Origin of the sequence: Catenuloplanes sp. NPDC051500 (genome assembly GCF_044454585.1) — a bacterium.
Lineage (GTDB): Bacteria > Actinomycetota > Actinomycetes > Mycobacteriales > Micromonosporaceae > Catenuloplanes.
Window position 1 is genome coordinate 106,232 of sequence record NZ_JBITDX010000002.1, and the last position, 23,103, is coordinate 129,334.

11 protein-coding genes are annotated in these 23,103 nt (G+C 68.1%); 3 read left to right on the plus strand and 8 right to left on the minus strand.

The window, feature by feature from the left end; translation table 11 throughout:
- Window positions 1-108 precede the first annotated feature (108 nt).
- From ACIA8K_RS03735 to ACIA8K_RS03745, 3 genes are read left to right on the plus strand one after another with little or no spacing between them, the layout of a single operon-like run.
- On the plus strand, window positions 109-768 hold the full coding sequence (locus tag ACIA8K_RS03735; protein ID WP_396054620.1) for a hypothetical protein: 660 nt from the start codon (window positions 109-111) through the stop codon (window positions 766-768).
- Between the two features lie 59 nt (window positions 769-827).
- The gene (locus ACIA8K_RS03740; RefSeq protein WP_396054622.1) at window positions 828-1,490 is read left to right on the plus strand and encodes a hypothetical protein; all 663 of its coding nucleotides are present in this window, start codon (window positions 828-830) and stop codon (window positions 1,488-1,490) included.
- A 59-nt stretch (window positions 1,491-1,549) separates the two neighbouring features.
- On the plus strand, window positions 1,550-2,206 hold the full coding sequence (locus tag ACIA8K_RS03745; protein WP_396054624.1) for a hypothetical protein: 657 nt from the start codon (window positions 1,550-1,552) through the stop codon (window positions 2,204-2,206).
- Between the two features lie 54 nt (window positions 2,207-2,260).
- Here ACIA8K_RS03745 and ACIA8K_RS03750 read toward each other — a convergent pair whose 3' ends face one another.
- The 8 genes from ACIA8K_RS03750 to ACIA8K_RS03785 all read right to left on the minus strand — a co-directional run bounded on the left by ACIA8K_RS03750 (window position 2,261) and on the right by ACIA8K_RS03785 (window position 22,924).
- On the minus strand, window positions 2,261-3,637 hold the full coding sequence (locus ACIA8K_RS03750) for an EsaB/YukD family protein (protein ID WP_396054626.1): 1,377 nt from the start codon (window positions 3,635-3,637) through the stop codon (window positions 2,261-2,263).
- Entirely contained in the window at window positions 3,638-3,955 is a 318-nt protein-coding gene (locus ACIA8K_RS03755; protein WP_396054628.1) for a WXG100 family type VII secretion target, read from the minus strand.
- Between the two features lie 35 nt (window positions 3,956-3,990).
- Window positions 3,991-4,308 carry a WXG100 family type VII secretion target gene (locus ACIA8K_RS03760; RefSeq protein WP_396054630.1) on the minus strand — a complete coding sequence of 106 codons (318 nt, stop codon included), beginning with the start codon at window positions 4,306-4,308 and terminating at the stop codon, window positions 3,991-3,993.
- Window positions 4,309-4,465: 157 nt separating this feature from the next.
- Window positions 4,466-8,536, minus strand: a complete 4,071-nt coding sequence (gene eccCa / locus ACIA8K_RS03765; RefSeq protein WP_396054632.1) for a type VII secretion protein EccCa — start codon at window positions 8,534-8,536, stop codon at window positions 4,466-4,468.
- A 10-nt stretch (window positions 8,537-8,546) separates the two neighbouring features.
- The gene (locus tag ACIA8K_RS03770; RefSeq protein WP_396054633.1) at window positions 8,547-11,303 is read right to left on the minus strand and encodes a right-handed parallel beta-helix repeat-containing protein; all 2,757 of its coding nucleotides are present in this window, start codon (window positions 11,301-11,303) and stop codon (window positions 8,547-8,549) included.
- A 40-nt stretch (window positions 11,304-11,343) separates the two neighbouring features.
- Window positions 11,344-12,156, minus strand: coding sequence for a hypothetical protein (locus tag ACIA8K_RS03775; RefSeq protein WP_396054635.1), 813 nt, complete (start codon window positions 12,154-12,156; stop codon window positions 11,344-11,346).
- Between the two features lie 14 nt (window positions 12,157-12,170).
- Entirely contained in the window at window positions 12,171-12,809 is a 639-nt protein-coding gene (locus tag ACIA8K_RS03780; protein WP_396054637.1) for a response regulator transcription factor, read from the minus strand.
- A 131-nt stretch (window positions 12,810-12,940) separates the two neighbouring features.
- On the minus strand, window positions 12,941-22,924 hold the full coding sequence (locus ACIA8K_RS03785) for a hypothetical protein (protein WP_396054639.1): 9,984 nt from the start codon (window positions 22,922-22,924) through the stop codon (window positions 12,941-12,943).
- Window positions 22,925-23,103 lie beyond the last annotated feature (179 nt).

Consider the following 23,103-nt stretch of genomic DNA (forward strand, 5'->3'; position numbering starts at 1 on the left):
TTGCCCGGCCACGTCCAGCGACACACAGTTAATGCTGCGGATGACTGTCGCCCGGTCGCTCAGATCGATATGGGTACGGCACATCCACAGTGGACGAGGAGGAGTCAGGTGTCACCTACCCCGGAACTCCCGCAGGTCGGCGGGCTGCAGCCGCCGGCAGCGGACGTCACGCCGCCCACGCTGACACTCAGCGAGACCTGGACCGACGACACGGAAGGCCGCTGGCAGTCCGGGCCCACCATCACCGTCGAGAAGCCGGAAGCCGCCGAGGACCAGGAACCGCTTCCCGACAACATCCCCTACGTCCACGCCTTCACCATCAACACCGGCAACGTCGTCGACACCGTCAAACTCGCCATCAGCGACCTCAAGACAGCTGTCGCCGCCTACAACACCCACAAGGACTACGTCTCCAGCCGCGAAGGATGGATGTTCTCCGTCGCCACCAAGGAGGACGTCGGCACCGACGGGAACCCGTTCAGCGACTCGGACGACGACGGGTACTTCGACTTCAGCACGGGCATGTGGTGGGCCGGGACGAACGAGAACTACGCGGGCCCGGGCCCGGAGCTGGTCAAGCAGCTCAACACGTACCAGCACAAGATCATCATGTCGGCCTCCGACGTGATCACACTCGTCAGCCAGTTCACCCTGGCCGTCGACGGCGCCGCACAGGCCTACGCCCAGATCGACTACAGCAGCCAGTTCCCCGACGCGCCCACAATCACCGAAGTCACCATGAGCAACGACGGCACCATCACGCAGTGAGCCATCCGGCCCGGCGCCCCGGGACGGCCTGCGAACGGGTTGCCGGCAAGGAGAAATAGGTGTCACCCACTCCAGAGGTCCCGGCGGTCGGCAGCCTGCAACCGCCGGCGGCGGACGTCACACCACCCGAGCTGACATTCAGCGAGACCTGGGAGGACGACAAGGACGGCCGCTGGCAGTCCGGGCCCACGATCACCGTCGAGAAGCCGGAAGCCGCCGAGGACCAGGAACCGCTTCCCGACAACATCCCCTACGTCCACGCCTTCACCATCAACACCGGCGACGTCGTCGACACCGTCAAACTCGCCATCGGCGACCTCAAAACCGCGGTCACCGCGTACAACACCCACAAGGGATACGTCTCCAGCCACGAGGGATGGGTCTTCTCCGTCGCCTCCAAGGAGGACATCGGCGCCGACGGCGACCCGTTCACAAACGTGACGACCGAGACCTACAACGTCACGCCGGGTACGGACGAGTGGGCACTCCACGACGTCGACAGCTACGCGGGTCCGAGCCGGGAGCTTGTCGAGCAGCTCAACACGTACCAGCACAAGATCATGATGTCGGCCTCCGACGTGATCACACTTGTCAGCCAGTTCACCCTGGCCGTCGACGGCGCCGCACAGGCCTACGCCCAGATCGACTACAGCAGCCAGTTCCCCGACGCACCCACAATCACCGAAGTCACCATGAGCAACGACGGCACCATCACGCAGTAATCACGGCGGTCCGGCCGGTGAGGACGGTCCGCGAACCCGTCGATCGCAAGGAGGATTAGGTGTCACCCACCCCGGAGCTCCCGGCGGTCGGCAGCCTGCAACCGCCGGCCGCGGACGTCACACCGCCCACGCTGACACTCAGCGAGACCTGGGAGGACGACAAGGACGGCCGCTGGCAGTCCGGACCCACGATCACCGTTGAGAAGCCCGAGTCCAAAGACGACCAGGAACCGCTTGGCGACAACATCCCCTACGTCCACGCCTTCACCATCAACACCGGCAACGTCGTCGACACCGTCAAACTCGCCATCAGCGACCTCAAAACCGCCGTCACCGCCTACAACACCCACAAGGACTACGTCTCCAGCCGCGAAGGCTGGATGTTCTCCGTCGCCTCCAAGGAGGACATCGGCTCGGACAACGACCCGTTCAGCAGCGTCGGGGCCGTGAACGAGTTCGACAGCGAGGGAATGCTGTGGCGGGTGGACAAGGAGTTGTACGCGGGTCCGAGCCGGGAGCTTGTCGAGCAGCTCAACACGTACCAGCACAAGATCATCATGTCGGCCTCCGACGTGATCACACTTGTCAGCCAGTTCACCCTGGCCGTCGACGGCGCCGCACAGGCCTACGCCCAGATCGACTACAGCAGCCAGTTCCCCGACGCACCCACAATCACCGAAGTCACGATGAGCACCGACGGCACGCTTGACACCTGACAGCACGACGGGGAGGGGCTTTCGCCTCCTCCCCGCCGCGTCGTCACGGACCGGTCAGCCGATGATGCCGGCGCCGATCTCCGCCAGTTCCCCGTAGACGCCGAAGACGCCCATCGCCAGCGGCGCGACCGCCAGGTTGCAGAGCATGCCGACCACCTCGGCGACCGAGCGGCGACCCGCCGCGGCCGCGCCGGCAAGCGACACGTCCGAGGTCGACTCCGTGATCGGCAGCTGGACCAGCGAGATCAGCACACCGATGCTGAGCACCACGAAACCGCCGAACACCAGCGCGACTGCGGCACCGCCGGTACCGGCGAACCGGTCCGCCACGGCGCCGACCGCGGAGAAGACACCTGTCACGCCCGCGACGCCGAACGCGACAGCCTCACTGCGGAAACCGGCCTGCTTCGTGCGGACCAGCAGCGCGGTGCCGGCGACGCCGGACAGCGCGATCGCCCACCAGTTGCCGGAGAGCGCGAGGATCGGCTGCGCGATGATCAGCGCCAGCACCGGACCGGCGATCACGAACGTCAGCACGGTGCGCGCCTTGACAAGCATCACGGTGACCGCCTGCGCCATCGGCGCACTCGCCTTCGGCGGCTTCGACGCCCACGCGGTGATGCTCGCCGAGATCCACTTCGAGCCGCCGAGAAGCGCTACCGCCGCGACCACCACGGCCGCGGACGCCTCCGCCGCGTTCACCTTGAGCGGCAGGAACAGCGGGATGAGCAGGCCCGCGACAAGCATCTGCAGCTCGACCGCGAACAGGATGATCTCGGGCGTGGTGGCCAGCGCCATGACCACGCCGAGATTCGCACCGGCGATCACGCCGACCCACCAGAGCCCGGCGCTCAGCTCCGCGAAGAGCAGCCCGCCGGCAGCCGCCATGCACGCGGCCGAGGCCAGAGACATGGACAGCGTGAGCATCGGGGGTACGGCCGAGCGCCGCTGCTGCAGGCCCCACGAGGTGCCGAGCAGCACGAGCGCGGCGAGCGTCATGCCGATCGCCGCAGCGAGCCCGCCGTGCAGCCACAGCAGCACGACCCCGGTCGCGGCGAGCCAGGCCAGCGACAGCCCGATCACCACCAGGCCGCGCGGGCTCTCCCCGGAGCGATACTCCTCCGTCTGGTCCGCGACCAGTTCGTCGATGTCCTCGATCGCGGGTTCGCCGCCGGGATCACCCGCGACGTCGATCAGGTAGAGCACGGCGCCGTCGGCGATCCCCGCGTCCGCGAGGGTGTCCTCCAGCGCCAGTGGTCCCCCGCCGGCCGGGATCAGCGACCAGGCCGGCGGGAATACGTCGTGACTGTCCTGCCCGCACAGGTCGGCGAGCCGGCCTGCGTACTCGCCCACCGGGGCGGCTGCGGGCAGGGCGACGTCGACCCGCTTGCGCGTGCCGACGACCGTCACGAGACTGCGCTGGTCCGCCATCTAGTGCTTCCAGGTTGCCGTGTTGGTCAGCTCGGCCTCGCTGTAGTTCTGGTAGTTGACGTTCAGCGCGTGGGCGATCATGCCCATGATGCCCTCGGGGCCGAAGAGCCCGTCAGCGGCCACGTTCCACGCGCGACGCTGGTCCTCGAAGTAGATGTAGGTGTCGCCGACCCAGGTCTCGGCCAGCGGCAGGAGCTTGTTCTCGAGCCGCGTCAGGTCGTCGATGGTGTCCCGCGAGATGCCGTTGATGAACGTGCCGGCACCCTCCAGGCTGTCCGGGACCTTGATGTGGGTGCCGTAGATGTCGCCGCCGGGCATGTGTACTCCTTCTCGAGGCGGGGCAGTGGAATGGCCTAGAAGTAGACGCCGGGGATCTCGCCGTTGACCTCGACCAGGTTCTTGGTCGCAAACTCCTCGACGACTGTGTAGTTGTTGAAGTTGCCGCGGAGACCGTCACCGATGTTGACGAGTGCGTTGTGGAGCATCACACCGAACGCGTCGAAGTCGGCCATCAGCGCGTCGAAGTTGAGGGCGGCGACGCCCTCCCACTCATCACGCAGGCTCACCACGTAGTTGCGGGTGGCCTGGAGCTGCGCCTCGACCTCGGTCGAGGTGGTGGTGCAGCTGGCGGCAGCGTCGGCCACGTATTCCGGGGTTACCTGAAACGCCATGACGTCCTCCTCGGTGCCAGGCCGGGAGTCGGAACCCGGCGGGAAAACCTGTGGACGAGAGCCGGACTGCGCCCGGGTCGTACCGGTGGGGGCAGCATCTCAGCAGGAGCGAGGACGCCGACAGTGACCGATTCGGGTGTCCCCGGCTGTCCCCCGCTCATCGGCTGGACGCCGCGAACGGCGCGTCCGCGGCGGTGTCCGGATCGTCCTCGTCCGGTGCCTCGTCGAGCGCGATCTGGATCAGGCGGGTCGGCTTGCCACGGGAGAGCAGCGCACCGCGGCCGGCCGGGCGCACCTGAGCCTTCTCCGTCCCGAGCAGCTGGCCCTCGCGCCCGTCACCGGAGAGGATCAGGCCGCCGCCACCCAGCTCACGCACGCGCGAGAAGAGCGCGTCGCCGACCGCGCCACGGCCCGCCCCGGTGACCTTGCGGGTCAGCACGAGGTGGAAGCCGATGTCGCGGGCGTGCGGGATGAACTCCATCAGCGGGGAGAGCGGCGACTGCATGCCGCCGCCGACCAGGTCGTAGTCGTCGATCACCACGTAGATCTCCGGGCCCTCCCACCAGCTGCGCGCCTTGAGCTCCTCCGGCGTGACCGTGGACGGGGGCATCCGCTCGCGCAGCTTCCCCGCGATCTGCTGGGCGTACGTCTTGGTGGTCGCCGAGTCTGCCGCGTAGGCGCCGAGGTGTCCCTCCGGGACGATGCCGAGCAGCGAGCGGCGGTAGTCGACGAGCACCACGCGCGCCTCCCAGCCGGTCTGCCGGTCGACCAGGTTCCGCAGCCAGGTGCGCAGGAACATGCTCTTGCCGGACGCGGTGTCGCCGAACACGATGAAGTGCGGGTCGCCGTTGACCAGGTCGAGGCTGATCGTGGAGATGTCCGGCTCGCCGATGCCGATCGGGACCGCGGTCGGGACCGCGTCCGCCGAGACCAGCTGGTCGCGCACCACCTGCACCGGGAGCATCCGCACGCCGGGCGCGGCCTTGCCGTACCAGGACGGCCCGACCTTGGCGAGGATGTCCTGCTGCGCGTCGCGCAGGCCCTCGTCGGTGTCCCGGCCGTCGACGCGAGGCAGCACGACCTGGGCGTACACGCCGGGCGGGCAGAGCGCCCGGCCGGGGACGTTCGTCGGCATCGCCTGCGCCATCCGGCGGGCGATGTCGGACTCGTTGTAGTCGTTGAGCCGCAGCTCCACCCGGGTGCCGATACTCTCCCGCAGCGCCGGCCGGATCTCCATCCACCGGTTCGTGGTGAGGATCAGGTGAATGCCCACGCCCAGACCACGCGACGCGATCTCCACGAGCACTGCTTCCAGTTGGTCGTTGTCGCTGCGCAGCGCGCCCCAGTTGTCCACGACCAGGAAGATGTCCGCCGCGCGCAGTCCTTCCGGCAACCGGCCGGAGTCGCGCCGGGAGCGGAACTCGGACACCGAGTCGATGCCCAGCTCGCGGAAGAGCTTCTCCCGCCCGGTGATGACGGCGCGGATGTCGGCGAGCATCCGGCCGACCATCTCCTTGTCCATCCGGCCGGCGACGTCACCGACGTGCGGCGCGGTCGTGAACGAGTGAAGCGTCTCACCGCCGTAGTCGATGCAGTAGAACTGCGCCTCGGCCGGCGTGTGCGTCAGGATCGTGGCCAGCATGAGGGTACGAAGCATGGTGCTGCGCCCGGACCGCGGCGCGCCCACGATCGCCAGGTTCCCGTGTGGGCCGCCGAAGTCGAGCAGCAGCGGCTCCTGGGCCTGCTGGCCGGGCAGGTCGACCACGCCGATCGGGACACGCAGCTCGCCGGCGATCGGCCACATGGTGGCGGACAGGCCCCGGCCGGACTGCACCGCGACCGGGCCGATCAGCGTGTCGAGCGGGATGGCGCGCGGCAGCGGCGGCAGCCACACCTGACGGACCGGGGTGCCGCGGCTGGAGAGCCGTTCGATGATGACGCTCAGCTCGGTCGGACCGTCACCGGCCACCATCGGCAGCGACTCTTCCTCCTCCTCGTCGAGGTCGGCGGCGGTGAGCGCGCGCATGTCGTACGGCAGGATCGAGGTCGGTGCCACGCCGTCCGCCGCCCGCTGCTCGTCCGAGATGAACGGCGCGGAGACGTGCGCGACCCGGAACCGGCGGTAGATGCTCTCGTCCACCTTCAGGTAGGCGGAGCCGGGGATCGGCGGCAGCCGGTACGCGTCGGTCGTGCCGATCACGGTCCGGCTCTCCTGCGCGCTGAACGTGCGCAGGCAGATGCGGTACGACAGGTGCGAGTCCAGGCCGCGCAGCCGGCCCTCCTCCAGGCGCTGGGTGGAGAAGAGCAGGTGCATGCCCAGGCTTCGGCCGACGCGTCCGATCTGGACGAACAACTCGGTGAACTCCGGGTGCGCGGTGAGCAGCTCGGCGAACTCGTCGATGATCACCAGCAGGTACGGCATCGGCTCCAGCGGTGCGCCGTCGATGCCGCTCTCCCCGGCCTGCCGCCTCCGCTGGTACTCGCGGATCGAGTCGACGTTGCCGGCCGCGCGCAACAGCTGCTGGCGCCGCTGCTGCTCACCGGCGAGCGCGACGCGGACCCGTTCCACGAGCGCCGCGTCGTCGGCCAGGTTGGTGATCATGCCGGCCACGTGCGGCATGCCCGCCACCGGCGCGAACGTCGCACCACCCTTGAAGTCCACCACCACCATGCTCAGCAGGTCAGGTGAGTGGGTGACAAGCAGGCCGGCCACGAGGGTACGCAGCAGCTCGCTCTTGCCGGAACCTGTCGCGCCGACGATCAGGCCGTGCGGTCCGGAGCCGCCCTGCGCGGACTCCTTGATGTCGAGCACCACGCTCTGCCCGTCGCCGTCCGTGCCGATCGGCACCTTGAGCAGCCGTTCCGGGCTCATGTTCGGATCCCAGAGCCCGCCGAGCGCCACGTCCAGGCTCCGGCCGTTCATCAGAGCCTCGATCAGCGACACGGTACGGGCGAGCACCTGCTCGTGCTCGTCGGTGAGCGTCAGCGGTGTCAGCTTCCGGGCGATCAGCTCCGCCATCGGCTGACTGACCTCATCGGCCTGGGACAGCTCGGAGGTGGCGGCGCCGGTACCGGTGCGGCCGGTCAGTGACAGCCCGCCGTGGGCCGACACGCTCACCCGCAGGTCGACCCGGCCCGGCTCGTCCGTCTCACGCCGGCCCAGGAAGATCAGCGTGATGCCCATCTGCGGACCTGCCGCCTCGAGCAGCGCGCGAAGCATCGCGGACCGCCCCCACTCGGACACCGGGTCGAACCCGGTGAACAGTACGACCAGCCGCTGCTGGTGCGGTGCCGCGCCGCGGTCGAACTGCGACTGCAGACGCCTGGCGCTCGCCGACTCGCTGCGGCGGCGCAGTTCCCGCTCCAGGAAGTCGCCGAGACCACCGTTCTCGCTGCTGATCAGCGGCACCGCGCGGGGCCGCCGCCGGGAGCCGGGCTCGAACGTGTGCGGCAGCCACTTCGCCCACTCCCAGAGCTCCATGTCCGGCGCCTCGACCGCGAGCAGCACGTCGTCCGGCGCGTGCATGACGCCGAGTTGGCAGAGCATGGCCCGGGTCATCGCGGCGGTGGTCTCCGGCTCACCGAGGATGCTGATCACGCCGGCGGTGCCGAGGTCGATGGCGATCGGCTGGGCCGCGACCTTGCTCATCGAGTCGACGAGCCGGCGGGCCGCCCGCATCGACTCCCAGTCGTAGTCGGCGAGCGGGTCCAGCCGGGTGCCGATCTGGATCGGCGTGGACAGTTCCGCGTCGCCGATGCCGATCCGTACCTTCAGGAAGTCCGGATCGCCCTGGCGCCGCTCCCACACCCGGCGCCCGCTGTGCGCGATCGCCAGCAGGCGGTCCGGCTCCGGGTGCGCCCACGCGCCGAGCATCCGCTGCGTCGACGCGACCTGGCGGGCGTTGGTGCGCACGTCCATCAGCAGGGCGCGGTAGCGCGCCCGTTGCCGCATCACGGTCCGCCGTTCCAGGTGCTTGTTCTGCACCCGGAACGCGATGGTGGCGCTGAACGACACGACCGCGAAGATGATCGCCAGGGCGATCAGCATCGGCCGGCCGTACGACACCATGTACGCCGCGATACCGAGGCTGGACAGCAGCGGCAGCAGCAGGCTGATGAAGCCCGCGTTGCTCTGCTTCTGCTCCGGCGGCGACGGCAGGACCACCTTGTCCTGGGGGGCCGGCGGCGGAAGGAACCGCGCCGGGCGGTGGAACGAGATGCGGGACACGCGGTATCTCCTAGTGCTCTGCGGGCACGTCGGGCACGTCGGGCAGGTCTTCCGGGCCGAGAACTGTCAGCTGCGCGGTGGTCGGCGACTCGAGCTCCGCGACGCGCGCGGCGTGCTGCTCCGTCATGTGCTGGAACACGCCGCGGGCGAATCGGCCGTTGCCGAAGCCCTCGTCGCGGTCGACCGAGTCGAAGTAACGGCGCAGCTTGTCGATCGTGTCCGGCCCGAGGTGGTACTCGTGGTCGGCGGCCTGGTACTGGACGATGCTGACCAGCTCGTCCGTGGAGTAGTCGTCGAACGTCAGGGTGCGGGAGAAGCGGGACTGCAGTCCGGGGTTGGTGTTGATGAAGCGGACCATCTCGTACGGGTAGCCGGCCACGATGACCACCACCTCCTCGCGGTGGTCCTCCATCAGCTTCACAAGCGTGGAGATCGCCTCCTGGCCGAAGTCCGCGCCGTGCCCGTCCGGAGTCAGCGCGTACGCCTCGTCGATGAAGAGCACGCCGTGGAGTGCGCGGCGGAACGCGGCCTGCGTCTTCGGCGCGGTGTGGCCCACGTACTCGCCGACGAGCGAGCCCCGGTCCACCTCGACCAGGTGACCGCTGCCGAGCATGCCGAGCGCGCGCAGGATCTGGCCGTAGAGCCGGGCGACTGTGGTCTTACCGGTACCCGGGTTGCCGGCGAAGACCAGGTGCCGGGACATCGGTGGCGGGCTGAGCCCGGCATCGCGGCGCTTCTGCACCATCTGGACCAACTTGACGAGCGAGCCAACGTCGGTCTTCACCTTGTCCAGGCCGACCAGCCGGTTGAGCTGGGCCAGCAGGTCCGGCAGCGTCTCGGCGGCGTCCGGGTCGCCCTTGCCAGCGGACGCGGTCGAGCGGGTGCTCGTAGTGGACGTGGCAAGCGCCACGCCGGCCCGGCGGACAAGCGTGTTCGCGCCCTCGATCGGCATGGTCGAGGTACCGACCGCGTCCGCTGTGCACTGCTCGAACGTCGCGTTCGCGCCGTCGACGAGCGTCAGGTCCTCGTCCACATCGTGCACGTGGACGCGGCGCAGCACCGGGGACGCCTTCGCGCCGATGTAGAGCGCCGGATATCCGGTGCCGGACACGTCCAGGTCCTCGACCGTGCCATGGGCCTCGGCGCCCAGGTAGAGGCCGTTCTTCTTGCAGTTGGCGATCGTCGTCGCACGGATCACCGGGGTGGCGCCGCCCCAGACCACCACGCCGGTGCCGCCGATCCGGTCGATTGTCAGGCCGTCGGCGAGCGGCGTGGCGTCCGCGTCCACGAACATGCCGGCGCCGCCGCACCCGTTGATCGTGGTGTTGCGCACGATCGGCCCGGACCCCTTCGCGGCCTCGAAGCCGGTCTGCGCGATCTCGGTGATCGTGCAGTTCTCCACGAGCGAGCGGTGCGGCGAGTCGATGCGCACGCCGACCTCACCCTCGGTGACGGTCAGGCGGCTGAGGTGCGCGTCGCCGGTCTCCTCCACGGCCACCCCGGACTGGCGGGCGCGTTCCACCCGGCCGCCGTCGATGCGGGCCATGGAGCGGCCGGTGACCCGGACGCCGCACTCCGGGGTGTCGCTGATCTCGCAGTCGATGAGCGTGGCGATCGCGGTGCCGCCCAGGTGCACAGCCGTGTACCTGGTCTGCTTGACGCCGAGCGCGCGGAGCAGCACGCGCGAGTCACCGGCCAGGAACAGCCCGTTGGCGCCGGAGTCCGCGACCGAGCAGCCCTCGATCCGGGCGTGCGCCTGGCCGAGCAGCGCCACGCCGGTGCTGCGCGGCCGGACGATGTGGGTGTCTGTCATCACCAGCCGGGCGTCGCCGGTCGCCACGACGCCCGCCGCGGTCACCGTGTCGACCCGGCAGTCGGCGACACCTACGTTCGCGCTGCCGGACAGGTGGAAGGCGGTGCCGCCGGTCCGGTCCGCGGTGCAGCGCTCGATCCGGATGCCACCGGGCTCGCCGGGGCCGAACGCCGGCGGGTCGAGCAGCGGGCGATCCGGCAGCGTGCCCGGCCACCAGTCGGCGGTGAACGGCGCGCTGCCGGTGGCGCGCAGCACGTCACCGTCGTTGTCGAAGAACTGGCTGTCCCGTACCGTCGCGGCGGCCTCGTCCTCGATCAGCAGTGCGGCGACGCCGGCGTGCGACACCTCCGCCCGCTCGACCTCCGCACCGGCCGACTCGCGCAGGTGGACGCCGACGGAGGTGACGTGCCGGACCGCGGTGCCGGAGAGGGTGAGGCGGGCGCCGCCCCGGACCGCCAGCCCGGTGCCCTCTACCTGCTGGACCGTGCCGCCGTTCAGGCGGACCCGCGACGAGTCGGCCGCGTCGAGCCCGACGCCGGACGCGCCGCTGACCGTGCACTCGTCGAGCGTGACGGACGCCTGGCCGGCGACCTCCACCCGGCCGCCGCGGATCTCGCAGCCACCGAGCGTGACCGTTCCACCCGCCACCACGACCGCGGCCCTGCTGCGCTGCGCGGAGATCAGGTGCACGCCCTGCACCACCGCGGTTCCGGCCCGGATCTCTAACGCGGGGCCGTCAGTGGGTGCGATCTCCACCCCGCCGGCCTCCGCGATGATCTGCACCGATCTGTCGACGACCACGCACTCGCCGTAGCGGCCGGCAGCGACGGAGACGATCCCGCCGTCCTGCGCGGCGCGGACCGCCTCGCCGATCGTCCGGTGCCGCCCCCAGCCCTTGGCGCCGACCCGCTCGACGCGGGCCGATGACGAGGCATCAGCTATCCCGGTACGCATTCGTGCGGCCCTTCCGTCCTGGTTGTCCTCGCCCGGGGTGTCACCTGTCGGCCTTCCCGCAGGTGACACGCAACTGAGCGACGAGCAGCCGATCGCCGCCGCCGTTCTCCAACTTTCCCCGGTTCCCCAGGCGGATCGTAAACTTACCGTTCGTCACCGGGAACGACCCGGCCTCAAGCCATTCGCCCGGCTTGGTGCCTTGATTCAGGTCAAAGGTACCCAGATCATCACCATCCCGCCCGGCCGAGATGTAGTAGCGGGCCTTCGGCGCCAGCTTGAGCGCGTTCTTGTCCACCGCGGGCGTGTAGACCGCCACGTCACACTTGTCCACCCCGAAGCCCGGCGTGAAAGCCCAGATCAGCACCTGTGACGGATCGTCGTACCCCTGGTCACCGCTGATCGGGATGGTGGCGTAGTTGCCACGGCAGCCGTCCTTCGACCACGCGTTACCGGCGAGGATCTGCCACTGCGGGGTACGGCCGCGCGCCTCGAAGACGTGTTCCGGCTCACCCCGGCAGTCCCATCCGGTCACGGCGGTGAACGTGGACGGCCCGGTCGGGCTGGGCGAGGCGTTGGCCGTCGTCCCGCTCCGGCCGGTCCGGTCGCCGGTGAACAGGCTGAACACCAGGCCGAAGAGCAGCGCGAAGATGGCGCAGCCGGAGGCCACGAACATGGCGGTGTGCGGCCTGGCGTAGAGCCGGTCCGGGCTGGGCTGGGCGCGTGCGTAGTCGATGAACGCGCGGACGAACTCGAGACGTTCCGCGTGCGGCGACGGGGGCTTCGGCGGACGCCCACCGGAGGATCTGCTCAGCGTCGTCGTGGACGCCGGCTCGGGCGCCTTCTGCTGCTCCATGGTGCGGGCGGGCCCTACGCGGCCGGGAAACGGCGGGTGTCGGTCATGTGGCCAAGCTCGATCGCCATCCGGGTCAGCTCCGCCTTGTTACCGGCGTTCAGCTTCGCCCGGATCCGCTTGGCGTACGTGTTGACCGTCGCCTCGGTCAGCCCCATCCGGCCCGCGATCTGCGAGTGGGTGAGCCCGCGCGCGATCCAGCGCAGCGTCTCCACCTCGCGCGGCGCCAGGCCCGCCGGGTCCTCGTTGACGTTGCGGACCAGCTCGGCCTGGAACTGGTCGGCCAGCCGCGGGCAGACGTAGAAGCCGCCCTCCCCGACTGTGAACAGCGCGGACACGATGATCCGCCCGTCCGTGCGGCTGTCCACGAAGCCGCGCACCCCGGTCCGCAGCACCGCGCCGAACGTCAGCGGCCGCTCCCAGGTGGAGCTGACCACCACCGGCGCGCGCGTCACCAGACTCTCGATCGCGGACAGGGCCGGGCCACCCGGGCGCAGCGGCACGTCAAGGATCGCGACGTCGAACTCCGCACCCTCGTCGAGGTCCTCGACCGCGCGCACGGACGTGGCGACCTCCAGGCCGGACGTCTCGGCGACGAACTTCTCCAGACCCGCCCGTTTCACCGGGTGGTCGTCGACGATCGCGATCGTGAGCATCTGTTCCTCCTGGTCAATCCCGCACACCGGCGGCCGGTGCCGGGCGTGCGCCCCGGTTCGGGAACCCGGGCGCCCTGATTACGGAGCCGCCCGGCGTCCGGTTCAAGACGAAGGAGGAATTTGCCGAACGATCAGCGGTCCGGCCGGAAGTTCTCCGCGTTCTGCTTCTCCGCATCCACGTAGTTCTGGTAGGTCAGATTCAGCTTCTTGATCGAGGAGTCGAGCACCGTGAGCAGGTTCTTCGCGGCCATGTCGATCGACTTTCGGTACGTCGCGTAGGTGGTGCCGGCCGGGCTCACCCAGTAGTCCTCCGCGGAGTCGAGCGACGTCTTGATGTCGTCGAGCAGGTCCGAGATCGTGTTGCGCTGTGTCTGCGTCGTCTCCGCGGTCGTCTTGAGCAGCGGGATCTGCACCTTGTAGTCGACTTTGACGGCGTTGCCGTCCTCGTCGAGGTACTCGCCGTAGAGCGGGTTGCCCTTCTCGTCGAACGTGATGTAGTCGTGCGTGTCGTACGTCCAGGTGACCTCGCCGTTCGGGCCGTAGGTGATCTCGAAGAACTTCTGCCGCGTCGGGTCGAAGCCGCGGGTGAACTCCCCCTTGTCCTTGTCGTAGTGGTCGAAGATCCAGCCCTCGTCGGTGGTCATCGTGAGCGGGGTGTTGTGCTCGTCGTAGACGATCGTCGTCTCGCCGTCGTTGATGACCGCGGTCGAGGTCTTCTTCGCATCGTCGTACGTGAACACGATCTTGTCGCCGTCCGGGGTGGTCCCGGACTTCGGCCTGCCGTCCTCGTAGAACTCGGTGAACTTGTAGCCGTCCCCGGTCTGCATGTAGTACGGCTTGTCCTCGGAGTTCAGCAGGACGTACGTGCCGCCCTTGTAGTCGATCCGGGTCGTGTGCGCGTTGTCGTCGTACGTGATCGTGAACGTGGTGCCGTCGGAGATGCCACCCCTCGGGCGCTTGTCCGGGTAGAAGTCGTTGAAGATCGTGCCGTCCTTGGTGGTGAACGTGATCGGCGTCCCGTCGAACTTCGCGACCAGCTCACCCCCGTTGCCGAACGTCGTCGTCGAGATCTGCGCCCCGTCGTCGTACGTGATCTTGACGGTCTCACTCGTCTTCTCGTTGATGCCCGCAGTCGGCCGGTCCTTGTCGTCGAAGCTCGTGTAGGCGACCCCGTCCGAGACCAGCTTGATCGGGTTGCCCTCGAAGTCCGCGGTGTAGACGGTGCCGTCACCGTAGGTGGTCGTCGAGCGCTTGGCGACGTCGTCGTACGCGATCTTGATCGTCTGGGGTTTGTCGCCTGTGGTCATGCCCTCGGTCGGGCGGTTCTCGGCGTCGAACACCGTGTAGGTCGCGTCCGGCGTGCGCATCTCCAGGACGACGTCGCCCTTTGCGACCACGTCCGTCGCCTTGCCCTCGGCGTTGGTGTACCGCGTCGTCGAGGTGCCCGCCACGTCGTCGTACGTGACGGCGACGTCGTCGCCCTTCTTGGTGACGCCGCCCTTGACCCGCCCGTCCGCGTAGAAGTCCGTGTACGTGGCGTCCGCGGTGCGCATCTCCAACGTCACGTTGTCCTTGGAGTCCACCTCGACGCCGCTGCCGTACTTGGCGGTCGACACCCCGGTCGTGTCGTTGTACGAGATGGCGATCGTGTCGCCGTCCTTGGTGGTACCGCCCTTGACCCGCCCGTCCTGGTAGAACTCGGTGTACGTGGCGTCCGGGGTGCGCATCTCCAGCGGCTGGCCGTCCGCGTTCGAGTCGACCTCGACGCCACCCTCGTACTTCGCGGTCGAGGTGTGCGTCGTGTCGTTGTACGAGATGGCGATCGAGTCGCCGTCCTTCGTCGTACCGGTGATCGGCCGGCCCTTGTCGTCGAAGTCCGTGAACGTCGCATCCGGCGTCCGCATCTCGATCGGATCGCCGTTCGCATCCGCGTCGACCTCGACATCGGCCCCGTACCGCGAGGTCGAGATGTTTGTCGTGTCGTTGTACGAGATGGCGATCGGCTCGCCGTCCTTCGTCGTACCGGTGATCGGCCGGCCCTTGTCGTCGAAGTCCGTGAACGTCGCATCCGGCGTCCGCATCTCGATCGGATCGCCGTCCGCGTTCGAGTCGACCTCGACATCGGCCCCGTACCGCGAGGTGGAGGTGTTCGTCGTGTCGTTGTACGAGATGGCGATCGGCTCGCCGTCCTTCGTCGTACCGGTGATCGGCCGGCCCTTGTCGTCGAAGTCCGTGAAGGTGGCGCCGTCCGAGCGCATCTCGATCGGATCGCCGTTCGCGTCGGAGTCGACCTCCGTGCCGTTCCCGTAATGCGCCGTGCTGGTCTTCGCGTTGTCGTCGTACGTGATCGTGATCGACTCGTTCTCCGCGGTCGTGCCCGCGGTCGGCCTGCCCTCGCCGTCGAACGACGTGAACGTGGAACCGTCCCCGGTCGTCATCTTGATCACGTTGCCGTCGGGGTCGGACACGACTGTGGTGCCGCTGTCCGGGAAGTTCGCGGTGCTGTTCCCCGCGCCGTCGTAGCTGAGGTTTACCTGCTCGTTGTCCTTGGTGACACCGTGCAGCGGCCGTCCCTCGGCGTCGAAACGGTCGAAGTTCGTGCCGTCCGCCGTCTCCATCCGGATCGGGTCGCCGTCCGCGTTCGACGTGACAGTGGTGACGCCGTCCGGGCCGGTGAAGCGGGCAACCGAGTTGTCGCCCTGGTAGTTGATCTCGACCGTCTGGCCTTCGTCGGTCGTACCGTGGATCGGCCGGCCCTCACCGTCGAAACGGTCGTAGACCGCGTCCGGCGTCTCCATCCGGACCGGATCGCCGTTGCCATTCGACGTGACAGTGGTACCGCCGTCAGGACCGGCAAAATGAGCAACAGAATTATCGCCCTGGTACGAGATGTCGACCTGGACGCCCTCGTCGGTCATGCCGTGGGTCGGGCGGCCCTCACCGTCGAAACGGTCGTACGTGGCGTCCGGCGTCTCCATCCGGATCGGATCGCCGTTGCCGTTCGACGTGACAGTGGTGCCACCGTCAGGACCGGCAAAATGAGCAACAGAATTATCGCCCTGGTACGAGATCTCGACCGACTGGCCGTCCTTGGTCGTACCGTGCAGCGGCCTGCCCTCACCGTCGAAACGGTCGTAGGTCGCATCGGGCGTCTCCATCCGGACCGGCTGGCCGTCACCGTTCGAGGTGACAGTGGTGCCGCCGTCCGGGCCCGCGTAATGCGCGACGGAACTGTCACCCTGGTACGCGATGTCGACCTGCACGCCGTCGTCGGTCGTACCGTGGATCGGCCGGCCCTCACCGTCGAAACGGTCGTAGACCGCGTCCGGCGTCTCCATCCGGACCGGGTCGCCGTTGCCGTTCGACGTGATTGTGGTGCCACCGTCAGGGCCCGCGTAATGCGCGACGGAACTGTCACCCTGATACGTGATGTCGACCTGGACGCCATCGTCCGTCACACCGTGGATCGGTCGGCCCTCACCGTCGAAACGGTCGTAGGTGCCGTCCGGCGTGACCATCTGGATCGGGTCGCCGTCACCGTTCGAGGTGACAGTGGTGCCACCGTCGGGACCCGCGTAATGGGCGACGGAGTTGTCACCCTGGTACGTGATGTCGACGGCCTGGCCGTCCTTGGTCGTACCGTGGATCGGGCGGCCGTCACCGTCGAAACGGTCGTAGGTGGCCTCAGCGGTCTCCATCCGGATCGGGTCGCCGTCACCGTTCGACGTGACAGTCACACCGCCGTCAGCGCCCGCATAGTGCGCAACGGAATTGTCACCCTGGTAGGTGATGTCGACCGACTGGCCGTCCTTGGTCGTACCGTGCAACGGACGGCCGTCACCGTCGAAACGATCGTAGGTGGCGTCCGCGGTCTCCATCCGGATCGGATCGCCGTTGCCGTTCGACGTGACAGTCACACCGCCGTCAGCGCCCGCATAGTGCGCAACGGAATTGTCACCCTGGTACGAGAGGTCGACCGACTGGCCGTCCTTCGTCGTACCGTGCAACGGACGGCCGTCACCGTCGAAACGGTCATAGGTCGCGTCCGCCGTGACCATCCGGATCGGGTCACCGTCACCGTTCGACGTGACAGTCACACCGCCGTCGGGGCCGGCGTAATGGGCGACCGAATTGTCACCCTGGTACGAGATGTCGACGGCCTGGCCGTCCTTCGTCGTACCGTGCAACGGACGGCCGTCACCGTCGAAACGATCGTAGGTCGCGTCCGGCGTCACCATGCGGGTCGGGTCGCCGTCGGCGTTGGACGTGACAGTCACGCCGCCGTCGGGGCCGGCATAGTGCGCGGTCGAGTTCTCGCCCTGGTACGAGATGTCGACCGACTGGCCGTCCTTGGTCGTACCGTGCAACGGACGACCATCGCCGTCGAAACGGTCGTAGGTCGCGTCGGGGGTGACCATCCGGATCGGGTCGCCGTCACCGTTCGACGTGACAGTCACACCGCCGTCAGCGCCTGCATAGTGCGCGGTGGAGTTCTCACCCTGGTACGAGATGTCGACCGACTGGCCGTCCTTCGTCGTACCGTGCAACGGACGACCATCGCCGTCGAAACGGTCGTAGGTCGCGTCGGGGGTGACCATCCGGATCGGGTCACCGTCACCGTTCGACGTGACAGTGGTGCCACCGTCGGCGCCCGCGTAATGGGCGACCGAATTGTCTCCCTGGTACGAGATGTCGACCGACTGGCCGTCCTTGGTCGTACCGTGCTGCGGACGACCTTCACCGTCGAAACGGTCATAGGTCGCGTCCGGGGTGACCATCCGGATCGGGTCACCGTCACCGTTCGACGTGACAGTGGTGCCACCATCGGCGCCCGCGTAATGCGCGGTGGAATTGTCGCCCTGGTAGCTGATGTCGACCGACTGGCCGTCTTTGGTGGTCCCGTGCAGCGGGCGGCCATCGCCGTCGAAACGATCGTAGGTCGCGTCCGGCGTCACCATCCGGATCGGATCGCCGTCAGCATTCGACGTAACAGTGGTGCCACCATCGGCGCCCGCGTAATGCGCGGTGGAACTGTCGCCCTGGTAACTGATGTCGACCGACTGGCCGTCCTTGGTCGTCCCGTGCTGCGGACGACCGTCACCGTCGAAACGGTCATAGGTGGCATCGGCGGTGACCATCCGGATCGGATCGCCGTCGGCGTTCGACGTGACAGTCACACCGCCATCGGCGCCGCCGTAACGCGCGGTCGAGTTGCCGTTGCCCTCGTAGCCGATATCGATCGACTGGCCGTCCTTGGTCGTCCCGTGCAGCGGGCGACCCTCACCGTCGAAACGGTCATAGGTGGCATCGGCGGTCACCATCCGGACCGGATCACCGTCAGCGTTCGACGTGACAGTCACACCGCCATCGGCACCGCCGTACCGGGCGGTTGAGTTGCCGTTGCCCTCGTACGAGATGTCGATCGACTGACCATCTTTGGTCGTACCGTGCTGCGGACGACCCTCGCCATCGAAACGGTCATAGGTCGCGTCGGCGGTGACCATCCGGATCGGATCGCCATCAGCATTCGACGTGACAGTGGTACCACCGTCAGCGCCGCCATACCGGGCGGTCGAGTTCCCGTTACCTTCGTACGAGATGTCGACCGACTGGCCGTCCTTGGTCGTACCGTGCTGCGGACGACCCTCACCGTCGAAACGGTCATACGTCGCGTCGGCGGTGACCATCCGGATCGGGTCACCGTCAGCATTCGACGTGACAGTGGTGCCGCCATCGGCGCCGCCGTAACGCGCGGTCGAGTTGCCGTTGCCCTCGTAGCCGATATCGACGGACTGGCCGTCCTTGGTCGTCCCGTGCAGCGGCCGGCCTTCGCCGTCGAAGCGGTCATACGTCGCATCCGCCGTGACCATCCGGGACGGATCGCCGTCGGCGTTCGACGTAACCGTCACACCATCGGCGCCGCCGTAACGCGCGGTCGAGCTGCCGTTGCTCTCGTACGAGATGTCGATCGACTGACCGTCTGCGGTCGTGCCGTGCTGCGGACGACCCTCACCGTCGAAACGGTCATAGGTCGCGTCGGCGGTGACCATCCGGACCGGATCGCCATCAGCATTCGACGTGACAGTGGTACCGCCATCGGCGCCGCCATACCGGGCGGTCGAGTTCCCGTTGCCCTCGTAGCCGATATCGATCGACTGACCGTCCTTGGTCGTACCATGCAGCGGACGACCCTCACCGTCAAAACGGTCATAGGTCGCGTCGGCGGTGACCATCCGGGACGGATCGCCGTCAGCGTTCGAGGTGACGGTGGTGCCACCGTCAGGACCGCTGTATCGGGCGGTCGACTGACCGTTGCCCTCATACGCGATGTCAATCGACTGGCCGTCAGCCGTCTGACCGTGCTGCGGACGACCTTCACCGTCGAAACGGTCATACGTCGCGTCCGCGGTGACCATCCGGATCGGATCGCCGTCAGCGTTCGACGTGACAGTCACACCACCATCGGCGCCGCCGTACCGGGCGGTGGAATTGCCGTTGCCCTCATACGCGATGTCGATCGACTGGCCATCAGCCGTCTTGCCGTGCGTCGGACGGCCGTCACCGTCGAACGCGTCATAGGTCGCGTCCGCCGACACCATCCGGACCGGATCACCATCGGCGTTCGAGGTAACGGTCACGCCACCGTCGGCACCGCCGTAACGGGCGGTCGAGTTGCCGTTCCCCTCATACGCGATGTCGATCGACTGACCGTCAGCGGTCTTACCGTGCGTCGGACGGCCGTCACCGTCGAACGCGTCGTAAGTCGCATCCGCGGACACCATCCGCACCGGGTCACCGTCGGCGTTCGAGGTAACGGTCACGCCACCGTCGGCACCGCCGTAACGGGCGGTCGACTGACCGTTGCCCTCGTAGGAGATGTCGATCGACTGACCATCGGCGGTCTTGCCATGCGTCGGACGGCCGTCCGCGTCGAACGCGTCGTAGGTCGCGTCCGTGGACACCATCCTGAGCGGGTCGCCGTCAGCGTTCGACGTTACCGACGTGCCGCCGGCGCCACCATAACGGGCCGTCGACTGACCGTTGCCCTCGTAGGAAATGTCGATCGACTGACCATCAGCCGTCTTACCGTGCGTCGGACGGCCGTCCGCATCGAATGCGTCATAGGTCGCGTCCGCCGACACCATCCGCACCGGATCACCGTCAGCGTTCGACGTGACCGTCACACCACCGTCAGCACCGCCGTAACGAGCGGTCGACTGACCATTCGCCTCATAGGAGATGTCGATCGACTGACCATCAGCAGTCTTGCCGTGCGTCGGACGACCATCCGCGTCGAACGCGTCATAGGTCGCGTCCGCCGACACCATCCGCACCGGATCACCATCGGCATTCGACGTGACGCTCACACCACCGTCAGCACCGCCGTAACGGGCGGTCGACTGACCATTCGCCTCGTACGAGATGTCGATCGACTGGCCGTCAGCGGTCTTCCCGTGCGTCGGACGACCGTCCGCATCGAACGCATCGTAGGTCGCATCCGCCGACACCATCCTGAGCGGGTCGCCGTCAGCGTTCGACGTCACCGACGTACCGCCGGAACCGCCGTACCGGGCCGTCGACTGACCATTCGCCTCGTACGAGATGTCGATCGACTGACCATCAGCGGTCTTGCCATGCGTCGGACGGCCATCACCGTCGAACGCGTCATAGGTCGCGTCCGCGGACACCATCCGGACCGGATCACCATCGGCGTTCGACGTGACGGTGGTCCCGTCGGAGCCGCCGTAGCGGGCGGTCGACTGACCATTCGCCTCATAGGAGATGTCGATCGACTCGCCGTCAGCCGTCTTACCGTGCGTCGGACGGCCGTCCGCGTCGAACGCGTCATAGGTCGCATCCGCCGACACCATCCGGACCGGGTCACCGTCGGCATTCGACGTGACAGTCACACCACCGTCAGCACCGCCGTAACGGGCGGTCGAGTTGCCGTTCGGCTCGTAGGAGATGTCGATCGACTGGCCGTCAGCCGTCTTACCGTGCGTCGGACGGCCATCACCGTCGAACGCGTCGTAGGTCGCGTCCGCGGACACCATCCTGAGCGGGTCGCCGTCCGCCTCCGACGTGACCGAGGTGCCGCCGGAACCGCCGTACCGGGCCGTGGAGTTGCCGTTCGGCTCGTACGAGATGTCGATCGACTGGCCGTCAGCCGTCTTACCGTGCGTCGGACGGCCATCACCGTCGAACGCGTCATAGGTCGCGTCCGCGGACACCATCCGGACCGGATCACCATCGGCATTCGACGTGACAGTGGTGCCGTCGGACCCGCCGTACCGCGCGGTCGAGTTGCCGTTGGCCTCGTAGGAGATGTCGATCGACTGGCCGTCGGCGGTGGTGCCGTGCGTCGGGCGGCCCTGGCCGTCGAACGCGTCGTACGTCGCGTCCGCCGATGCCATCCGCACCGGATCCCCGTCCGCGTTCGACGTGACAGTGGTGCCGTCGGACCCGCCGTACCGCGCGGTCGAGTTGCCGTTGGCCTCGTAGGAGAGGTCGATCGACTGGCCGTCGGCGGTCGTGCCGTGCGTCGGCCGGCCCTCGCCGTCGAACGCGTCGTAGGTCGCGTCCGCGGTCACCATCCGGATCGGGTCGCCGTCCGCGTTCGACGTGACAGTGGTGCCGTCAGCGCCGCCGTACCGCGCGGTCGAGTTGCCGTTGGCCTCGTAAGAGATCTCGATCGACTGGCCGTCCGCGGTCGTGCCGGCGAGTGGCCTGCCCTCGCTGTCGAACGAGGTGTAGACGCCGCCGTCGGCCGTGGTGAGGCGCAGTGTCGTGCCGGCCGCGTCGGTGAGGACGGACGAGCCGTTCTGGTACGTCATCGTCGACGTCTGGGACTTGTCGTCGTACGTGATGGCGAACGTCTCGCCGTCCGCGCCGGTGCCGGCGACCGCGCGGCCCTGTCCGTCGAAGCGGGTGAAGTCGGTGCCGTCCGCGAGTGTGTGCCGGATCGGCTGGCCGTCCGGGCCGTACTCGGCACGGACACCGTTCTCGTACGTCTGGACGGATCTGCCGCCCTCGCCGTACTCGATGGTGAATGCGCCGGAGTCCGGCGAGTCCCCGGCGGTCGGGCGGCCCTGGGAGTCGAAGGACGTGTACGTGCCGCCGTCCGCGGTGACCTGCCGGACGACCTGGTTGGCGGCGTCCAGCTCGACGGACGAGCCGTCGGAGTAGCGCGAGGTGCTGCCGCCGTCCTGGTCGTAGCTGATCGTGAACGACCGGCCGTCGGTCTCGCCCGCGGTGGGCCGGCCCTCGGCGTCGAACGACGTGTAGGCGGTGCCGTCCGCTCCCTGCTGGCGTGTGACGTCGCCGGAGCTGTCGACACCGACCGAGGCGCCGTCGTCGTAGCGCATGACCGACCCGCCGTCGGCCGAGTAGTCGATGCTGAAGTCGCGCCCGTCGGCGCTGCCGGCTAGCGGTCGTCCGCCTGCGTCAAAGTCGGAATAGACGGTACCGTCGGCGCTCTCCTGCTCGACGATCCGACCCGCGGAATCGAACGTGGCGGACGAGCCGTCGGAATTACGAAGGACGGAGCCGCCGTCGGGCGTGTAATCGATGGCGAAACTGGACGAACCCGTGCCGACGTCGTCGGGAGTGGTGCCGGCAGTCGGCCGGCCTTGGGAATCGAAACGGCTGTAGACGGTGCCGTCGGGCGTTTCCTGGCGAGTGACACGTCCACCGGCGTCGTACTGGATGACGGTGCCGTCGTCGAACGTGTTGACGGTGCGTCCGTCCGCCCGGTAATCAATGCTGAAGTGGACGCCGCCCGCGCTTCCTTCGTGCGGTCGGCCGTCGGCATCAAAAGCCTCAAATTCGGTACCGTCGGCGGTTCTTTGCCGGAGTATGTCCCCGTTTGCGGAGTACTCAACACTTGGGCCACCTGTTGCCTTCGCTGAACCACTCCACGCCTCCGGGTAGTTGATGGTGAACTGCGCCGCGTCGGTGTGGCCCGCGGTGGGCCGGTGCTGCGCGTCGAAGGTCTCGTAGACGACGCCGTCGGGTGTGGTCCGGCGAACGACACCGCCGCCCGCGTCGTAGTCCGCGGTGCTGCCGTCGCGGTAGCTGGCCCGCGAACCGATATCTGACTCGTCGGAGCTGCTCATCGTCCACACCATTCATCGCGACCGACATGACACGCGCGTGGAGGGTAGCGAGTGTTCGAGGGGCAGCGGCAAGACCTTCGTTGTGGCGGCCCCGTGGACCCCGGGACGGCCGGATGGGCCACATGTGTGACACCGCTTCGGGGACGTGGACGTACCCGCCCGGCGAAGCAAGGCTCTGG

Coding starts and splice junctions, on each gene's coding strand:
- ACIA8K_RS03750 (WP_396054626.1), bottom strand. CDS start 3,637: ATGGCGGACCAGCGCAGTCTCGTGACGGTCGTCGGCACGCGCAAGCGG.
- ACIA8K_RS03755 (WP_396054628.1), bottom strand. CDS start 3,955: ATGCCCGGCGGCGACATCTACGGCACCCACATCAAGGTCCCGGACAGC.
- ACIA8K_RS03760 (WP_396054630.1), bottom strand. CDS start 4,308: ATGGCGTTTCAGGTAACCCCGGAATACGTGGCCGACGCTGCCGCCAGC.
- ACIA8K_RS03770 (WP_396054633.1), bottom strand. CDS start 11,303: ATGCGTACCGGGATAGCTGATGCCTCGTCATCGGCCCGCGTCGAGCGG.
- ACIA8K_RS03775 (WP_396054635.1), bottom strand. CDS start 12,156: ATGGAGCAGCAGAAGGCGCCCGAGCCGGCGTCCACGACGACGCTGAGC.
- ACIA8K_RS03780 (WP_396054637.1), bottom strand. CDS start 12,809: ATGCTCACGATCGCGATCGTCGACGACCACCCGGTGAAACGGGCGGGT.
- ACIA8K_RS03785 (WP_396054639.1), bottom strand. CDS start 22,924: ATGAGCAGCTCCGACGAGTCAGATATCGGTTCGCGGGCCAGCTACCGC.